General features: G+C 38.1%; 16 protein-coding genes. All 16 read right to left on the bottom strand.

The genetic code is table 11. The features are described from left to right. Positions 1–57 precede the first annotated feature (57 nt). Positions 58–879 carry a translation elongation factor Ts gene (gene tsf / locus LZZ90_RS05065; RefSeq protein ID WP_237789595.1) on the bottom strand — a complete coding sequence of 274 codons (822 nt, stop codon included), beginning with the start codon at positions 877–879 and terminating at the stop codon, positions 58–60. A 103-nt stretch (positions 880–982) separates the two neighbouring features. Continuing rightward, positions 983–1747, bottom strand: a complete 765-nt coding sequence (rpsB, locus tag LZZ90_RS05060) for a 30S ribosomal protein S2 (RefSeq protein ID WP_237789594.1) — start codon at positions 1745–1747, stop codon at positions 983–985. 138 nt (positions 1748–1885) lie between these two features. Continuing rightward, positions 1886–2272: a 30S ribosomal protein S9 gene (gene rpsI, locus LZZ90_RS05055; protein ID WP_237789593.1), complete on the bottom strand. Its 387-nt coding sequence runs from the start codon at positions 2270–2272 to the stop codon at positions 1886–1888. Next, positions 2272–2727, bottom strand: coding sequence for a 50S ribosomal protein L13 (rplM, locus tag LZZ90_RS05050; RefSeq protein WP_237789592.1), 456 nt, complete (start codon positions 2725–2727; stop codon positions 2272–2274). Before rplM ends, rpsI begins: the two co-directional genes overlap by 1 nt. A 137-nt stretch (positions 2728–2864) precedes the next feature. Then, entirely contained in the window at positions 2865–4175 is a 1311-nt protein-coding gene (locus LZZ90_RS05045; RefSeq protein ID WP_237789591.1) for a serine hydrolase, read from the bottom strand. 4 nt (positions 4176–4179) lie between these two features. Further along, positions 4180–5301 (bottom strand): hypothetical protein, encoded by a 1122-nt coding sequence (locus LZZ90_RS05040; RefSeq protein ID WP_237789590.1) that lies wholly within the window; start codon positions 5299–5301, stop codon positions 4180–4182. 14 nt (positions 5302–5315) lie between these two features. After that, entirely contained in the window at positions 5316–5990 is a 675-nt protein-coding gene (locus LZZ90_RS05035; protein WP_237789589.1) for a methyltransferase, read from the bottom strand. After that, positions 5990–7570 carry a radical SAM protein gene (locus tag LZZ90_RS05030; protein ID WP_237789588.1) on the bottom strand — a complete coding sequence of 527 codons (1581 nt, stop codon included), beginning with the start codon at positions 7568–7570 and terminating at the stop codon, positions 5990–5992. The genes LZZ90_RS05035 and LZZ90_RS05030 overlap by 1 nt, the downstream gene beginning before the upstream one ends. After that, the gene (locus LZZ90_RS05025) at positions 7510–8388 is read right to left on the bottom strand and encodes a glycosyltransferase (RefSeq protein ID WP_237789587.1); all 879 of its coding nucleotides are present in this window, start codon (positions 8386–8388) and stop codon (positions 7510–7512) included. The genes LZZ90_RS05030 and LZZ90_RS05025 overlap by 61 nt, the downstream gene beginning before the upstream one ends. Then, positions 8378–10078: an ABC transporter ATP-binding protein gene (locus LZZ90_RS05020; RefSeq protein WP_237789586.1), complete on the bottom strand. Its 1701-nt coding sequence runs from the start codon at positions 10076–10078 to the stop codon at positions 8378–8380. Before LZZ90_RS05020 ends, LZZ90_RS05025 begins: the two co-directional genes overlap by 11 nt. Further along, positions 10068–11105 carry a glycosyltransferase gene (locus tag LZZ90_RS05015; protein WP_237789585.1) on the bottom strand — a complete coding sequence of 346 codons (1038 nt, stop codon included), beginning with the start codon at positions 11103–11105 and terminating at the stop codon, positions 10068–10070. The genes LZZ90_RS05020 and LZZ90_RS05015 overlap by 11 nt, the downstream gene beginning before the upstream one ends. Continuing rightward, a complete protein-coding gene (locus LZZ90_RS05010) occupies positions 11089–12501 on the bottom strand; it encodes a glycosyltransferase family 39 protein (RefSeq protein ID WP_237789584.1) in 1413 nt (470 codons plus the stop codon). The genes LZZ90_RS05015 and LZZ90_RS05010 overlap by 17 nt, the downstream gene beginning before the upstream one ends. Before the next feature lie 3 nt (positions 12502–12504). Continuing rightward, complete coding sequence (locus LZZ90_RS05005) at positions 12505–13884, bottom strand: B12-binding domain-containing radical SAM protein (RefSeq protein ID WP_237789583.1); 1380 nt, start codon at positions 13882–13884, stop codon at positions 12505–12507. Beyond that, positions 13881–14660 (bottom strand): bifunctional 2-polyprenyl-6-hydroxyphenol methylase/3-demethylubiquinol 3-O-methyltransferase UbiG, encoded by a 780-nt coding sequence (locus tag LZZ90_RS05000; RefSeq protein ID WP_237789582.1) that lies wholly within the window; start codon positions 14658–14660, stop codon positions 13881–13883. The genes LZZ90_RS05005 and LZZ90_RS05000 overlap by 4 nt, the downstream gene beginning before the upstream one ends. Beyond that, positions 14650–16164 carry a radical SAM protein gene (locus tag LZZ90_RS04995; RefSeq protein ID WP_237789581.1) on the bottom strand — a complete coding sequence of 505 codons (1515 nt, stop codon included), beginning with the start codon at positions 16162–16164 and terminating at the stop codon, positions 14650–14652. The genes LZZ90_RS05000 and LZZ90_RS04995 overlap by 11 nt, the downstream gene beginning before the upstream one ends. Further along, positions 16103–17005, bottom strand: coding sequence for a nucleotidyltransferase domain-containing protein (locus tag LZZ90_RS04990; RefSeq protein WP_237789580.1), 903 nt, complete (start codon positions 17003–17005; stop codon positions 16103–16105). The genes LZZ90_RS04995 and LZZ90_RS04990 overlap by 62 nt, the downstream gene beginning before the upstream one ends. Between the last annotated feature and the right edge of the window lie 15 nt (positions 17006–17020).

Raw genomic sequence — 17020 nt, 5'->3', positions numbered from 1 at the left:
GCATAAAAAAACCCCAATCTTTCGATTGAGGTTTTCTATATTCTGAGTTTAGATTGATTATCCTAAAGCTACACGTTTGAAACCAGCAACAGTTAAACCACCGTCAACAGTTTTAACGTAAGCAGCAACGCTCATAGAACCGTCTTTGATGTAGTCTTGGTTTACTAAAGTGTTGTCTTTGTAGAAACGTTGGATTTTACCTTTAGCGATGTTGTCTAACATTGCTTCTGGTTTTCCTTCTGCACGCAATTGCTCTTTTGCAATTTCTACTTCTTTCTCGATGATAGAAGCATCAACACCCGCCTCGTCTAAAGCGATTGGGTTCATTGCAGCCGCTTGCATCGCTACGTTTTTAGCCGCCTCGTCAGCACCTGCAACGTTAGCAGATAAAGCAACCAAAGTAGCGATTTTTCCAGAGTGAACATAAGAACCAACGAAAGCTCCTTCTAAACGCTCAAATTGACCTACTTCAATTTTCTCACCGATTACACCAGTTTGCTCGATTAGTTTCTCAGCAACAGTGATTCCACCGAAATCAGAAGCTAAAAGCTCTTCTTTAGTAGCGAAGTTTAATGCTTGGTTAGCTAAATCAGTAGCTAATTTTACGAAACCTTCATTTTTACCTACGAAGTCAGTCTCACAGTTTAATGTGATTGCTACCGCAGCAGTGTTGTCAGCATTTACAACAGCGATTGCAGCACCTTCTGTAGATTCTCTGTCAGAACGGTTTGCAGCTACTTTTTGACCTTTTTTACGTAAGTTCTCGATTGCTAAATCGAAATCTCCATCAGCTTCCACTAATGCTTTTTTACAATCCATCATACCTGCTCCGGTGATGGTTCTTAATTTATTTACGTCTGCAGCAGTTATTGTTGCCATTTTGTATAAAATTTTAAGTTTGAAAAAAATATAAAGTCGTTATAGTGAGAATGGTACAAAAGTAGACATCCATCAGCACAACGACTTTATGATAAGGTTATTTTTATTCTTCAGTTGAAGTTGTTGCTTCAGCTTTTGCTTCAGCTACTTCTCCAGCCGGTTGCTCATCTTTGTCAGATTTTCTGTCAGAAAGTCCTTCAACGATTGCACCAGAAACTAAAGATAAAACTTTTTCGATCGATTTAGAAGCATCGTCGTTTGCCGGGATAACGAAATCAACCTGACGTGGATCAGAGTTGGTATCAACCATAGCGAAAACTGGAATGTTTAACTTTTGAGCTTCTTTAACAGCGATGTGTTCTGCTTTGATATCTACAACGAATAACGCAGCCGGAAGGCGAGTCATGTCTGCAATAGAACCTAAGTTTTTCTCTAACTTAGCACGTAGACGATCAATTTGTAATTTTTCTTTTTTAGATAAAGTATCGAAAGTACCGTCTTTCTTCATTTTATCGATAGAAGCCATTTTTTTAACAGCTTTACGGATAGTAACGAAGTTAGTTAGCATACCACCTGGCCATCTTTCAGTGATGTAAGGCATGTTTGCTGCTGCAGCTTTTTCTGCAACGATATCTTTTGCTTGTTTTTTGGTAGCTACGAAAAGTACTTTTCTACCAGATGCAGCGATTTTTTTCAAAGCTTCATTAGCCTCTTCGATTTTAGCTGCAGTTTTATATAGATTGATAATGTGAATACCATTACGCTCCATATAGATGTAAGGAGCCATGTTTGGATCCCATTTTCTAGTCATGTGTCCGAAGTGAACACCTGCTTCTAGTAATTCTTTAACTTCTACTTTGTTTGCCATTTTGTAATAGTTTACGTTCTGTTGAATTAGCAATGGATCAGTAGCGATTGTCTCGGTCTAAACCATTTAGATGCTAAACTAATTCCCACCTCAATGGGAGAGCAACAAAAACTTAGTGTTTTTAAATAATAATAAATATTAACGTTTAGAGAACTGGAATCTCTTACGAGCTTTCTTCTGACCGAATTTTTTACGCTCAACCATACGAGGGTCACGTGTTAAAAGTCCTTCTGGTTTTAAGATGCTTCTGTTTTCAGCTTCTACTTCACACATTGCTCTTGCGATAGCCATACGAACAGCCTCGGCTTGTCCTGTAGTACCACCACCGTATACATTAACTTTTACGTCAAAGTTTGATGCGTTCTCAGTCATAGAAAGAGGTTGCATAACTTTGTACTGTAATGTAGCAGTTGGGAAGTAAGTTGCGAAATCTTTTTTGTTTACGGTAATGTTTCCTGTACCTTCAGTAACATAAACACGTGCTACTGCACATTTTCTTCTACCGATTTTGTGAATAACTCCCATTACTTAAGATCGTTTAAGTTTACAGTTTTTGGTTGTTGTGCAGCGTGTTTGTGCTCAGAACCAACATTTACATTCAAATTGCGGAATAACTCAGCACCTAATTTGTTTTTAGGTAACATTCCTTTTACAGCTTTCTCTACTAATAATGCAGGGTTTTTTTGTTGCATTACTTTAGCAGTTAAACTTCTTTGTCCTCCTGGGTAACCAGTGTGGCGGATGTATGTTTTATCCTCCAATTTGTTACCAGTTAGGTTGATTTTCTCTGCGTTAATAACGATAACGTTATCTCCACAGTCCACATGCGGTGTATAACTTGTTTTGTATTTACCTCTTAAAAGCATTGCTACTTTAGAAGCAAAACGACCTAAGTTATGACCTTCAGCGTCTACCACGATCCACTCTTTCTGAGCAGTCGCTTTGTTAGCTGATACTGTCTTGTAGCTTAAATTGTCCACGTTTTTTTATTTAAATTAAACATTCCATTCCCAATTAAGGGAGTGCAAAAGTACAATTATTTATTTATAATGCAAACACCTGAAGCAATATTTTAATTCCTGATTGTCAGTCAAATGTCTGATTAACTGATGCAAAGTTATTCTTTTACGAACTTAATTTCCATTCCGCCCTGCTTTAAAAGCATCGTTTGGGTACCAAAAATCATTTCCAGGCCGGCCGGATCGAAAACGAACTGGGTGTCACTGATGGCATTTAAAGGAAAAGCGCCTTGTCCAACAGCTTGGGCGATCAGCTGGCCTTTATCAACTTTGATATGGATTTTAAGCGGAATTTCTTTGGAAGTGTATATTCCTTCATAACTTTTAAGTAAAGTTTCATCCACTTTAACCGTTTTTAAATTCGGAAACGGAAACGGCATCTTATAATAAATACTCAAAATCCCGATAACGATATCATTGCGGTTGTAATTATCGCCATTTACAATTAAGGATAAGCCCAGTTTTTCCTGCGGATAGTAGCCCACAACCGATTTATATCCTTCAATTCCTCCGGTATGGCCGAAAAATTTGCGTTCGCCAAAAGGAAAAGTCACTAGTCCTATGCCGTAACTTTCTTTAAGTTGGGTCATTAAATCTACCGATTCCGGTTTAAGTAGTTTTCCATTGAAAATAGCGCGTAAGAAAGCGGTCAAATCGTTAGCATTGGAAGTAATGGCTCCGGCAGCAAACGGCAAGGACATATCCCATTGCGGAACAACTTCCCATTTATCGTCCTTATATACATAGGAAAGAACTTCGCCACGTTGCTCTTCAACTTTATCTACGATATAGGTATTCTTTAATTTTAGACGATTTGCGATTCGGTTCTTCAGATTCGTTTTGTACTCGGTTTTGGTGATGTCTTCTAAAATACAGCCTAATAAATAATAATTGGAATTGCTGTAGGCCGCTTTGGAGTCCGGCTCAAACTCGGAAGGATAAGATGCAATTCGTGCCAGCATTTCCTTTTTGGTGACTTTCGCATTCATCACAACGGTACTGTCCGCATTGACATAATCCCTGATTCCCGAGCGATGACGCAACAAGTCGTTTATTGTGATTTTATCCGCATTGGGAATTTGTGGATAGTATTTGGAAAGTTTGGTGTTCAATTGCAATCGTTTTTCTTCCACCAGCTGTAGGATCATCACCGCGGTAAAAGTCTTGGTTACCGAACCGATTTTGTATTTCGAATTTCCATCGGGTTTCAACTCTTTTCTTCCATTGGGCAAACCATAAGCTTTGGAAAAAACTACATTGTCACCTTCTCGTAAACTCACCTGTCCCATAAAGCGGTTGTTTTGGTTCAAGTAGGTAAGTAAGCTGTCAATTTTTCGAAAACGTGTACTTTCCTGAGCAAAGCCAGTTAAGGCGATCGACAAAACTAAAAGTAAGACTGTTTTTTTCATCGTATTAAAAGGTATAAGGGAATGTTGGGTTTTTGTATTTTTTTAAGGAATCAAACGGAATTAAAAAGGGCTCTTCGCAATTTCGTGCAGCACGGTAAAAATAAGGTGTGAATTCAATGCCGTCTTTGGTGAAATTCCAGGAAACAAAATTCCAGATTTCCAAATCGGTATAATCACAGCCGTCTTCTTCGGAATTTTCAGGTTTTTTAAAATGCTGGCTTTCGTTGATAAGCTCAAAAAGTTTGGGTGCGAAATATTTTGTTCTGTATTCGGAATAAGCACTGAAGTTGTTGTCTTTATCGGAAGTCACACTTTTGTCAAAAGCGATTATTTGATCCAAATCAAAATTTTTTCCGGTGTTCAAATCTATTAGATAACCTTGTCCGCCAAAATCCGGATGTGCACCACCACAGTCCCAAGCGCGGAACATCTCAAAACCCAATAAGTCTTTGTTTAGAAAGCCAATCTTAACGCTGTAATCGATGCCGCTACCCTCACTGTAGGCAAATCGGGTGGAACATTCCAATTGGGAAAGCACTTCTTCCACCTGAATGGTGTTTAGCATCGGGTTTATTTTTTTTCGGGTCGTAAGTGAAAAATTATCCGACAATCTAAAGAAGGACATTTTGCAGTGTTTTTCCGAGTACCAATCGATTTTTTTTCCAAAGTGTACCGAAGCGGAATCTTTTTTAAAGTTCAGAAATTGAAGTTTGACCTTGTTCATAGGGCTGTCTTCAGTTTTTACAATTGGATTGGCTTTAATTTTTGAAAAATCGATCGGCTGCAGTTCAATAGCGGTTTTTTTACCGGTTGCATTGCTCCAAAATCCTTTAAATGTTTTATTTTGTAAAGAGGTAAGCTCGAACTTTTCAATGATTTTATCCGTGCTGTAGTCTTTAAAAAAAAGAATAAATTTTCCTTTTACCCGTGTGCCTTCCAAAACGATGTCTTTAAGCGAATTTTGATAAAAATAACGCGCATTTACCGAATTTTCTTCCGAATCGTACACCTCTATGCTTAGATAAATGCTGCTCTTTCCCAGTTTTCCTTCCAGATAATAGTTGTTTTGCCCAAAAATCAGGCATGAATAAAGAAAACAGAGAAGAAACAACGTTTTTTTAAGCATAAAATTGAGATGGTTTATTCGCTTTTGGTTTTATGTTCGATTTGATAAATAAAATTTACTTCTCTAAAAACGATTTTTCTTGAAATACATTTTAAGAAGAGGTTGTTTTTTTGTGCTATGGCAGAAATTTGTTCAGTTTTACAATCTTCGGAAAGGATCATGTAGGTTTGGTTGTCGGCATGGATGAACTCGGGAAGCTGCTTAAATAATTTTTCGAAATACTCGAAATGTTCTCCGCAAAACCAAGCATTTTCTGCTATGGAATTCGGTTTTTTTGGATAATACGGAGGATTGATAATGATGTAATCAAACGTTTTTCCCGTTAGGTTTTCAAACAAATCGGAATAACATATTTCTAAGGAAGCGTCATTGTCTGCTGCATTTTTTTTCAAAGCCTCTAAAGCTGTTTCGTTGATGTCCGTAGCAGTTACCGATGCGCCTTTTTGATGGGCTAAAATCGAAAGAATCCCGCAGCCGCAACCTAATTCCAAAAAAGTTTTTCCTTTTAAATCTAAGGTTTCGATGAATTCCAAAAGCAATTTGGTGCTGATGGTAATAAACGGCGGAAAAACGCCCGGCTCAACCCAAACCGAAATGTTTTTGTAACTGTATTTTCGAGGTTGGGAAAGGTAAACGGCACTTGCTTTTTGTAAAAAGGGGCTGAGTATTTTTTTTAAAATCGTTCTCATTATTCAGAATAGAACCCTTCAATTTCCGGTTGACGGTATTTCCAGATTTTGTGCAACGCCTTGATTTCGTAAGGGTAATGATAGAAATTCGTTTTGTAGCGCACTCCGGAAATGGTTTGCAACAGTTGTTTTTTATACCCTTTAATCCTGAAATCGGAAACCGTTGGATAATAACCGTTCAAGACCGTTTCAAAATTTTTGATGGTGTCGATCATGTAGGGTTTCAGCCAAGGTGTAAGTGGGTTTTTACGTAAATCGAAGTTTTCCCAAGCCGGTGAAATCCAATCTTCTAACTGCTCCGGAAACGAAAAACCGGCGTCTAAAATTTGTTGGTACAACTCCGAACCTTCCGTAGGCACAGGGCTGAACAGGTAAATAATGATTTCTGCCTTCGGGTTGATCGTCTTGATTTCCTTAATAAAGTTGATGTCCCATAAAATCTGGTCGTACACTTCTTTTTCAGTTTTGGCCGGCATGCCCAATACAAACGAAAGTTCCGGGATGATGTCGGCATTTTTCATCCGAAGCACAAAATCTTTGATCATTTGTCCGGTTTGGGTTCCGCCTTTGTTCATTTGTTTCAGTACGGCATCGTTACCGGTTTCGGCCCCAAGAAAAATCATTTTGCAGCCGGCTTTGCGCATAAGTTTCAAATCCTCGTCGCTGTACATATTGATGGTATCGATGCGCCCTTCGCCCCAATAACTGATGTTGTCGTTCATAATCAGCTCGGAGAATTCCAATACGCGTTTTTTGGACGTGAAGAAATTGTTGTCGTGAAATTCAATGGCATCGATGTTGTGTTTTTCTTTGAAATACTTCACATCTTCATAAATTCGTCCCGCCGACATACCTTTCCATTTGGCATTGTAAATAGGAACAACCGCGCAAAACGAACACGAAAACGGACAGCCCATACTGGAATGATAGGAAAGCGTTTTGTTGCCCATAAAGGTTTTAGCCAGATAGTTTTTTACCGGATAAAAGGAATTGAGGTATTCATAGGGAAACTTTGGTAAAGTGTCTTGGTCGAGCAAGGCTTCTACCGCGGTTTTTATGATTTCGCCGTTTTGTTTTTTATAAATCAGGTTTTTTATAAACGGTATGTTTTCGGTTGTGTTGGTCTCGATGGCCGTAACCAATTCCGGGAACGTGTTGTCGCCGGGTCCATTGATGATGTAATCCACATAACCTGAATTCAGTGCAACTTTATATTGATTCGAAGCAAAATAACCGCCCCAGACCACTGTAATATTTGGGAATTGCTCTTTTATTTTTTTGGTAAATGGAATTGCCTGTCGCAATTGTGGCCCAGGCATTACTGTAGAGCCGAAATATTTGAATTCGCCCGATTTTAGATAGTTTTCAATGGTTGCCCAAGGATCTTTCTCCAGATTTCCGTCTACAAAAACATAGTCGTATTTGCCATCAATGGAAGCGCCCACCTGCAAAATTGAATTGGGGATGCGGTGTTTTCCGTTGGCACTTTTCGGGTTGAATAATATGATTTTGTTAGCGGTCAAACGAACAATTTTAATTTCAGATGCATTAGGTAAGACTTCAATCCGTGGTAATTCCATAAATAGGAACGGTAACTGTTTTGGTAGTTTTCCTTAGCAAGACTGAAGTTTTTTTGCCTGTGATAAATGTAAGCAATTTTGGAATAGGTTTTTCCTTTTAACATTTGAAGGCTTTTTCGGGAAATGTAATTTTCTTTCTGAAGTTTTTCCAGCGATTTGAAATAATCCTCATAATGAGTAAGATTTGGTTTTGCCGAAATGTTTCCCGAATGCTTGACCATAGTAGTCAAGGTTCGACTGCAATAATAAAATTGCAATTGCGCTGCTGCCCTTAAATACAAATCGTGCTGCCCGTCCAGTAAATTTTCATCCAATAAACCGATTTTATCCAAAGCTTCTTTTCGGATGCTGAACGTTGGAAAAGGCAGAATGTCGTCGTTTAAAACTTCATTCAAAACAAAACCTTTATAATCGTTCTGAAACTTGGTGAAGATTTTCTCCTGAACTTCAATTGCCGGAAGAAATGCAATGTTGTGAATCACAAAGGAAATTTCAGGATTTTGGTTAAAAATAGTACGAAGGGTTTCCAGTTTGTCACTCGTCCATAAGTCGTCGGAATCTAAAAAACAAAGAATAGTGCCCGTTGCTTTTCGAATGCCTTCGTTTCTGAGGTAACTTCGCTTGTCGTTTTTAGGATATTGGAAATACTTTATTCTTTTATCGTTGAAGTTTTTTACAACTATTTCGGTTTCATCCGTGGAACCATCGTCTATGATAATATGCTCAAAATCTGAATAAGATTGGTTCAGTACGCTCTGAATCGTTTTGCCAATTAAATGAGCACGGTTATGGGTTATAGTGACGATGCTAAACTTCATGAAGACTGCCTTTTTTGAATTCGAAGGTTTTATCGCAAAACGTAAGTACTTTTTGGTCGTGGGAAATTAAAAGTACAGTAAGATTTTCGTCTTCACTTAATTTTTTAAGATAGCTAAGGATTTTTTCCTCGTTTTCCTGATCCAGTTGATTGGTCGCTTCATCCAAAATCAAGAGTTTCGGTTGGTTGTACAAAGCACGGATTAGTGCCAGTTTTTGTTTTTGCCCGCCGGAGAGTTTTTGCCCACCGTTTCCGGTTGAAGCATGCCATCCGTGTTCAAAATTATGAATCACATCTTCAAAACCGATTTGTTCACACAACTCTTGAATTCGGTAGAAATCCACTTGGTTCTGCTTTTCTCCAATAGCGACGTTTTCCAATAGGGTTCCGTTAAAAACATAAGGTTCCTGAGTAACGTAGCCCACTAGTTTAAGAAAAGCATTTTTGTTTTCCCGGGTGATTTCTTTTTCGTCTAAAGTGATTTTACCCAAATCAGGTTCAATTAAATTAAGCAGAATGTTCAGTAAAGTGGTTTTTCCGCTTCCGGATCGGCCAAAAATTCCAACAATTTCTCCTTTGTAAATTTTGAGGTTAGTGTTTTCAATTAACGGATGTTCCGCATCATAACTAAAGCTGATGTTTTCAATATTTAAGTGGCTTTTAAATAGAACCTCACTTGCATGGATTGTTTTTACATCTTTTTTTGAAGAATTTTTTTCAATTGAAGTTATCGTATATTCAAAAGATTTCAAACTTGAAGAGGCGACAATCAATCGGTTCAAAGAAGGAATCAATTTAAAAAAAACCGAAGCAAAAAAGGAGAGCAACATTACATTAGTTGTAGTTTCTCCAGAGTAATTTACCAAATAAAAAACGATAACCCCGATAATGACGATAATCGCAATTTCAAGGTATTTGGCATTCGAGTTTTTAAGGGTGGTTAAAAAAGAATACGTTTTGTTGAGCTTACGGTTGGAGCTGTTGAATTTATCCAGAAACGCATCTTCTTTTCCCGCACTTTTTATCTCGAAAAAACCATTGATAAGATCCAGAAGGTAGTTCACATTGTTTTGATAATCTTCGGAAAGACTTTTGCGCACTTTTTTAAATCTTCTGAAGGTGTAAATGAGCGAAAAAGTAAGCAGGAACAGCACTAAAGCAATACAAGTTATCGTTGGGAATAGGTACAAACCAACGCAGCTAATCCCAAGGATGATGCAACCCTCACTTAAAAGCGTGTTTAAGGAAAGCAGTACATGGTTGGCAAAATTGTTCGGGACCTCGATGGTGTTTTTCAAAATAGCCCCTTTGTCCTGATTTTGATAGAAAAGATAATCGCTGTGAATGAACCGCTCGGTATAGTTTTTTGATATTTCCGAAGAAACGGCAAATATCAGTTTGTTTTGATAATTGATGAACCAAATGTTGAGCGCATTTTTAAGGATGAAAAACCCAATCAAGAGCAGAATGCTGTACGCCAGATTTTCTTTTTGAAAAAACAAATTCAGATATTCATTTTGAAAAGTTCTATTACGGTCCAGCGCCAAAACCAAAAACGGAAGCAGGTAAGCCACAGATAATAAATCCAGTAAAGCATTCACAAGTGAAAAACCAAAAAAAGGAAGCAACTTGCCCTTGAATTTTTCAGGTACACAACGGAAAATGGATTGTATTTTGGTTTTAGTTATCATAGCGTTTTAAATAGTCTGCCACTGTTTTGGTACTAAGAAAAGGATTTTGTGCCGTTTGGGAAAATTCGGTTTTCAATAATTTTAAGCATCCCGCAATCATGCCTTCCTTGGTGTCTGCAGTAATCCAGTTTTTTGTTGCAAAATTACAGCCTGTTTTTCGGGAAACAATCATGGTTTTGCTCTGCAGGGCTTCTGCGAAAACAAGTCCGAACGATTCGTAATTGCTGGGATGAAGCAAAATTTTCGCTTGAGAAATCAGTTGCAGGGTTTCCGAATATTCCAATTCACCTTTTACTTGAATAACCTTTTCCAGATTTAACGATTGAATTTTTCGCTCGAGTTCCGGTCTTAAAACACCATCACCAATAAGTACAACTTTTATAGGTTGAATTTGACGTAAAGCCGCAATAATTTCAATAAAAAGGCTGTAATTTTTTAAAGGAATCAGCGAACCGACACCAATAATATCAATGGTTTTTTCAGCCGATACAGGAAAATCTTCCGGAGTAATTCCCCACGGAATTATACTGGAATTAGCTTTGTGGTTTTGGTAAAATGTATGCTGATGAAACTCGGATAGCGTAATGAGCTTCATTTTTTTTATCGGAAGGATTTTCGCGTAACCATTTTGTTTTAACGCATCCTGGCCCATCAAGGTGGTAAGATGTTTTATTTTTTTTTTCTGAGCGAACCAATTTCCGATTAAGGCACATTCTCCTAACCAGAAACTGTGCAATACCGAAATTTTATGTTGATGATCAAGGTCCTTTAAAACTCGTGAAGCTCTTTTCCAAAGCAGGATTTTAGACAAGCGCGAACTTCCCCCTAAAGCAATTACCGGAATTCCATTCCAACTGTAGGTCGTTTTTTTATCCGGATAATGAAAACTGATTACCGTAATATCAAAACCTGAAATTTGCTTTAATGCTTTTACGTAGATTTGTAAGGCAGGAATGCAGGTGGTGTCCGCTTCGTTTTCGGGAAAACCGGGAGTTAGAATAACGATATGTTTATTTTTTGTTGCCAATTCGGTACAGGTTGAAATCGCCTTCGAAAGCGTTTATTTTTTCAAGTTTGTATTGCTTTTGGAGTGTTTCCCAATTGTGTAATGGATTTTTGCCTTGCCATTGTTTTTGGAGCTGCTTTTCGTTTACTAAAAGTAAAGCATTTTTATCGAACTGCTGCAGTTTTTCCTTCCATAAACTTTTATAATTGAAGTCAAGTTTTCTTCCTTTTAGGGCGATGTCAATATCAAAGGCGTAAAGCGTGTTTCCTTGAAAAGGTTTTAGTTCTTTGGCGATGGTTTGCTCGAGTTTGTTGCGCTGGTAAAAGGGTTTTGCATAATAAAAACCAATGGAAATTTGGATAATAATGATACAACCAACAACTGTTTTTTTGTTTTTAAACTGCGTCATCAGTTGTTTGATTAACGGAAAAAGAAAAACAATTACTAGTGGAAAACAAAGGAGCAAAAAACGTTTATTCTGAAACGGGATTCCGCCTAAAAAAAGCCCGTACATTACTATTGAAACAAGAAAGAGCTTCTGGTAATTGGAAAGCCAAAACGTTCTTTTCTTTATAAAATAACCAAATAGAAACAAGCCGAAAACCAAAAATACCGGATGAAAAAACGGGAAGAGACTGTAAATCATATTGATTACCGGATACTGTATTTCTCCATCAATAGTTATAAAATGACTTTGAAACAAATTTGTAAAACTCCAGCTTTGCAACCATTGATGCGATAAAAATTGCAAACTGTTTTGTGACCGGATTGCTAAATGTGGTAAAGAAGCTAAACCGACAATTAATATCGAAATTATCAGGGTCTTGAATTTTCGGTGTAACAAAAGTTGGTAAAAAGCCATTACGCAAAATGGAAACAGTACAACGATTGAGGCATAACGCGTTAATACAGCCAAAGCGACAAAAATACTTCCGAACAGAAAACGTTTTGAATCCACTTTTTCAATAAAATAGAGAAGGTGATAAACCGCTAAAATTGTCAAGCAACAGGCAAGCATATCCGACATGACTAAAATGCTGTGTACCAAAACTATTGGGGAAAGTATAAAAAACAGCAAGGGAACAACGGTTCCATTTTTTTGTTTATACACCCGTTGAATGATTTTTTTCAGGTAAAGACCCGAGAGCAACAATGAACCAACAGAAATCAGTTGGAGTGAAAGCGTGCTTGATGGAAGAACAAAACTCAGCAAGCTCCCTAAAATAGGATAATATACGCCCCAAAAATAATCGCCAGGCGGAGTTCTGCTTTCTAAAAATGTTCTTAGTGCTGCAGTGTAGCGCAAATATTCGTAGGCATCTTGACCGTACAAACCATCAAAGGAAAATCCAAAATAGGCAACAATCCACAACAAAAGCGGAAGAAGACAGTACCAGTATTTCGGTTTGATTTTCAAGGTTTATTTGCTGATTAGCATTAAGGAACTCGCCAAAAACGATTTGACTTTCAGTTTCAGCATCCGAACTTTATCACTGTTGTGTTTTAGGCGCTCTTTGTGAAATTCGACTTCACTTACCACTTTAGAAACAGCAAAATCGTAGTATTTACGGGAATAGGTTCTTTTGAAATCAATCTGACGGTCGGTTGAGGTTTGCCAATCGGGTTGGATAGTAATGGCGTTTTCCACTTCATTATACAGCGATGTTCCTTTAATCGGATAAGCAACGGTTATAGTATAGTGCGTCGGATTGGCTTCTTTTAAATAGTGAATGGTTTGGGAAATATCGCTGTCGTTTTCTCCGGGATAGCCTACCATGATGAACGTCCCGGTTTCAATGCCCAAGGCGTTGGTGTCCTGAATCATTTTTTTTACGTGATTTACATCCACACGACGGTCCATGGCATCGATGATTTTTTGCGAACCGCTCTCGGCCCCAATCCAGATTCGGAAACAACCGGCTTCTTTGAGCAGTTTTAGGATTTCTTCGTTCAAACGTTCGGCACGCGTGATGCATTCAAAACGGATTTGTGCATTTTGTTTGACTACTTCCTCATGAAAAGCCGTCAACCATTTGTGAGAGATGGTAAATACATCGTCTACAAACCAAAGCGCATCGGGATTGTATTTTTCCTTGAGCATTTTCATTTCCTGAGCCACTAATTGTGCCGGTCTTCTGCGGTAGCTTTGCCCATAAACGGCGGTGCTGCACCATTTGCAGGTGTATGGGCAACCACGCTGGGTAGAAATCGTCATGGAACTTTCCCCGTGATTTTCCTTCCAGGTTTTCAGGTATTTTTCCATCGGGATGGCCTCGCGATTTGGTAATGGCAATTGGTCGAGTTCCCTGAATTTAGTACGCTCGGGAGTTTTAACAACAACTCCGTTTTCTAAAAAAGCAATGCCGTTTATTGTTGAAAAATCGCTATCGTTGATAATGGCGTTGTACAATTCAAAAGTAGTTTCTTCACCTTCTCCGATGATCAGAAAATCAGCTCCGGCTTCGAGGTAATTTTCGATATTGTAGGTAACGTCCGGTCCGCCAAGAATGATTTTTGGGAACTGATGCATTTCAGTTTTGAGGATTTTGATGAGTTTGACCACCTCGATTTTGGTCATCAGGTTGGTATAAATCGCAACGACTTTTGGTTTTTTACTTTGGATGAAATCAAGTTGTTCTTGCGGAGAAGAAAAGGTGCTGTCGAAAACCTCGTTCGGGATGTTTTTGCTTAACAGATAGCCGGAAACATAAAGCAAACCCAACGGCGGGTAGGGCTTCATGATTTTCTGTTCCTTCGGATCGTCGGACAGATAGTAGGCATGGGTTAGCAAAAGGCTCATTTTTTCTGTAATTCGATTAAATAATGATCAGAATATTGGGCTAAAAAGGATTGGTTTTTTATGAGGTTTTCCAGTCGATTTAAGACCGAAACCCAATTTGGCTTGTTTTTGAAAAAAGGTTCCAAATAGGAAGGTGGAATAAAAAAGCCGATCGGTTTCACCTGATTTAGCCTGAACAAATCGCAGCTTAAAGTTACAAGTTCTTTCGGATTGTAATAATAGGTTTTCACGTTTTCACCATCCACATTAGCTATTACGGCTTCTTTTTTTCTGCGGAAAGCGTTTTTTAAATTACCTTTTAAAAGAAAATACAACTGTTCCCAAAGTGTATTTTTGGGCATAACGACCAAAATCAAACGACCGTTTTCTGTTAACAATTCGGTTGCTGATTTAAAAAAGGCTGCTAGTTCAGTTTTGGTCAGACAGTTCAAACCTCCAAAATTGGAAAAAATTAATTCGAATTTGGAGTTGGGAAAAACTTCGGACAAGTTATTAATATCTGCCTGTTGAAAGCTGAGGTTTTTTAAATTTGATTTGTTTTTGGCCACGGAAATCATCTCAGAGGAAATATCCGTAGCAATTACACTGAAATCTTGCTTGGCCATCCAAATTGCGTCTTCCCCGGTGCCGCAATTGATTTCCAAAATTGTTTTGGATTCTTTTTTTAGAATGTTCGATAGATGACCGTACACTAAATCGCGCTGCAATTTCCCAATTACCGAATGGGTAAAAGTAACGTCATAGTTTTGTGCGGCGATGTCGAAACTAGCGTTCATTATTCAGTCGTTTTAAATACAATGAGTCTATAAAAGCACTTGGAATATAGTAACCTAATTTTGCAACTGACTTTACTTGTTCTAAGGAGAGCTGCATTGGATTTTTCAAGGCCGATTTTAAATAGTGTAAACCTTGACTTTTTCGGTATTCTTTGTGAACGAAGCGTTGCAGTTTACGGTAATAATTTGAGCGGTAAGTTCCGTTGAAGAGCATTTCGAAATCGTCGGAATCTTTCCAGTTGGCTTTTTCTTTCAAATCGGATTTTACTTTTTCGTAAAAAACGGTTCCGGGCAAAGGATAGGAAACGGATATGCCAATATTGTCCGGCATCAGTTTTTTTACCATGCCAATAGTTTGTTGTATGTCGTTTTGGTTTTCTCCCAAATAACCAAACTGAAGAAAAAAAGCAACCCGTATGTTTTTGACTTTTAGAAGTTTTGTCGCTTGATGAATCTGTTCAACGGTAGTGCCTTTGTCCATGGCATCGAGAATTTTTTGAGAAGCGCTTTCGGCTCCCACCCAAACTTCTTCCAAACCGGAAGCAGCTAACGCATCTATAGTATCTTCTTTCAGCAACAAATCAACCCGACTTTGAATGTAATAACGGATTTTCAGGTTTTGTTGTTGTAATAATTTATTGAATTCCTGTACCCAATTCGGTTTCAATCCGAAAATATCATCGCACATCCAAAAACGGGTCACTCCAAAATGCTCCGTAAGGTATTTTATGTGTTTTACGATGTACTCTGGCGAATGTGCATTGTAGCGGTTTCCGTAAATAGGTTTTGCGCACCAATTGCATTTGTATGGGCAACCGCGTGTGGTGGCGATGTTCAATGAAAAAGTCTGATTACTTTGTTTCCAGATGGTTCTGTACTGTTCGATATCCACCAAATCCCAAGCAGGCAAAGGTAATTCATCTAAATTTTGAAGAACGCTTCGTTTGGAATTGATTTTTAGAACACCTTCTTTTTGATAAACGATTCCTGAAATGACTTCTGCAGACTCATTATTTTCCAATTTGTTTATGAGTTCCAAAAGCGTGAGCTCACCTTCGCCTTGAATAATGAAATCGGCGCCTTTTTCAAGGTATTTGTCGTAATGATCGGTCGAGTCGGAACTGCAAACGATTACCGTACATCCTTGTTTTTTGCTAAGACGGATCATTTCAAAACAGGCTTCCCGCATGTTGGTTAAGCACATTTTGGTCAGGTAGTTGAAACCATCATCGTAAATTACCAGATATTTTGGTGTTTTTGTTTCCAAAATCGGTTGGATCGCGGAGGGATTATCACGTAAATTCGTATCAAACAAATCCACGGAAAATCCATTGTTTCGCAATAACGAGGCGGCGTATAAAGTTCCTAACGGAGGAAAAGGTGTTTTGTTTTTCCACTGTTTCGGATCGAGTTTGTAGTAATAGGAATGCGAAAAAAGAATATCAAGCATGTTCTTCCTGTAATTCGATGTTGTATTGTTTCTGGAATTCGCGGTACTTTTCATTTAACGCCAAAATCACGCTTTTCTGAAAATTGGATGGATGGTGTTTCGAAATGTTTTTCGTTGATTTTAAGGCGATTTTGAAATCTTCCCTGTTCATGGTTTTGAATTTCGATTTCCATTTTAACAAAGTCAGTCTTCGGAAACCATTGTCAATAGTGCTCCAGAAAGGAATGCGTAAAAACGATTCCATCCCTTGAATTAGTATAGGTTTTTCAATTTCTGTGACTTTATTGGTTTTGAAATTTTCCTCACGGAAATACTCGTTGGTCCAATCGTTTTTCTGGTAAAATTCTTCGAAAACCCTCACGCCTTTCACTGGAATTAAGGTTCGGATTTCTGTTGCCGTAAATCGATTTTGTTCTTCAATAACCAGATTTTCGGTCGAAATAAAATAGTTGATGCAGAAGTATTTTCGGGAATTCAGCAGGAACAGTTTTTTGTAAAGTATTAAAAATGTTCGCGTAATCCAAAGTCGGTTGGGTTCGGTAATGATGAAAAAATCCACATCGCTTTTCTCATCGAAATAGCCTTTTGAGAGCGAACCCGAAATACCAACAGCCTTTACAAACGGAAATTTTGAAATGAAATTGGCTTTGCTTTTTGCAAGTTCCATCACTTTTTGTGCGCCGAGATTTCCTTTTATACGCTTGGTAACACTCTCTAAATCATTACCGTACAGATAAAAATCATCTACTTTTCGAAGAATTTTTTCCTGAAGCAGAAAATTGATCTCATCCTTGGTCTGTGAAAGATTCTGGTGCGTGGTATAACGATGGATTTCCTCAATCTTTAACGGATAGCGGAAAATCGAAAAATATAATATGGTTTTTAAGGCTTCCAAATGGAGGGTTTTAGA

It is taken from the genome of Flavobacterium sp. SM15 (assembly GCF_022012335.1).
Lineage (GTDB): Bacteria > Bacteroidota > Bacteroidia > Flavobacteriales > Flavobacteriaceae > Flavobacterium.
Note: the sequence above shows the minus strand (reverse complement) of the source record. Positions and strands in the feature narration are given on the sequence as shown.